At 62.8% G+C, this 1,686-nt stretch carries 1 pseudogene; it reads left to right on the top strand.

Going from position 1 to position 1,686, the window contains the following annotated elements:
• Nucleotides 1-99: 99 nt before the first annotated feature.
• Nucleotides 100-1,605, top strand: a pseudogene (locus ACMWLG_RS25725) (Tn3 family transposase); the annotation flags it as partial.
• Nucleotides 1,606-1,686: the final 81 nt, after the last annotated feature.

Below are 1,686 nucleotides of genomic sequence, written 5' to 3'. Positions count from 1 at the left end.
TCCCCTGGGCGAAATGCGCCTGGTAAGCAGAGTTTTTGAAATGTAAGGCCTTTGAATAAGACAAAAGGCTGCCTCATCGCTAACTTTGCAACAGTGCCCTACCTGGTGCCGCCCGCGAAATTCGCCAGCCTCAAGCAGGCCAGCGAATTGCCGCTGGCCGTGGCCACCGACTGCAACCGGTACCTGAACGACCGGCTGACGCTGCTGGAAACACAGCTTGCCACCGTCAACCGTATGGCGACGGCCAACGAGCTGCCGGACGCCATCATCACCGAGTCAGGCTTGAAGATCACGCCGCTCGACGCGGCGGTACCCGACACCGCACAGGCCCTGATCGACCAGACGGCAATGATCCTGCCGCACGTCAAGATCACCGAACTGCTGCTGGAGGTGGACGAATGGACGGGCTTCACTCGGCATTTCGCGCATCTGAAATCGGGCGACCCGGCCAAAGACAAGAACCTGTTGCTGACCACGATCCTCGCCGACGCGATCAACCTGGGCCTGACCAAGATGGCGGAGTCTTGCCCCGGCACGACCTACGCCAAGCTGGCTTGGCTGCAAGCCTGGCACATCCGCGACGAAACCTACGGGGCGGCGCTGGCCGATCTGGTCAACGCACAGTTCCGCCATCCCTTCGCCGAGCACTGGGGCGACGGCACCACCTCATCGTCGGACGGCCAGAACTTCCGCACCGGCAGCAAGGCCGAGAGCACCGGCCACATCAACCCGAAATACGGGAGCAGCCCAGGGCGGACGTTCTACACCCACATTTCTGACCAGTACGCGCCATTTCACACCAAGGTCGTGAACGTCGGCGTGCGCGATTCGACCTACGTGCTCGACGGCCTGCTGTACCACGAGTCCGACTTGCGGATCGAGGAGCATTACACCGACACGGCGGGCTTCACCGATCACGTCTTCGCCCTGATGCACCTCCTGGGCTTCCGCTTCGCGCCGCGCATCCGCGACCTGGGCGACACCAAGCTCTACATCCCGAAGGGCGACGCCGCCTATGACGCGCTGAAACCCATGATCGGCGGCACGCTCAACATCAAGCACGTCCGCGCCCATTGGGACGAAATCCTGCGGCTGGCCACCTCGATCAAGCAGGGCACGGTGACGGCCTCCCTGATGCTCCGAAAGCTCGGCAGCTACCCACGCCAGAACGGCCTGGCCGTGGCGCTCCGCGAGCTGGGCCGCATCGAGCGCACGCTGTTCATCCTGGACTGGCTGCAAAGCGTGGAACTGCGCCGCCGCGTGCATGCCGGCCTGAACAAGGGCGAGGCGCGCAATGCGCTGGCCAGGGCAGTGTTTTTCAACCGCCTGGGTGAAATCCGCGACCGCAGTTTCGAGCAGCAGCGCTACCGGGCTAGCGGCCTCAATCTGGTAACGGCTGCCGTCGTGTTGTGGAACACGGTCTATCTGGAACGGGCTGCGCACGCGCTGCGTGGCAACGGCCATGCCGTTGATGACGCGCTGTTGCAGTACCTGTCGCCGCTCGGTTGGGAGCACATCAACCTCACCGGCGATTACCTCTGGCGCAGCAGCGCCAAGATCGGCGCGGGCAAGTTCAGGCCGCTACGACCGCTGCAACCGGCTTAGCGTGCTTTATTTAATGAGATGGTCACTCCCTCCTTCCCAGTACTATGCTGAGGACAGGCTTTCATTCGGAGAACCATCATG

This window comes from Enterobacter sp. 01-M-02-SI-ECC (assembly GCF_047530595.1).
Taxonomy (GTDB): domain Bacteria; phylum Pseudomonadota; class Gammaproteobacteria; order Enterobacterales; family Enterobacteriaceae; genus Enterobacter; species Enterobacter cloacae_M.
This window is presented reverse-complemented; position numbering and strand designations above follow the sequence as displayed.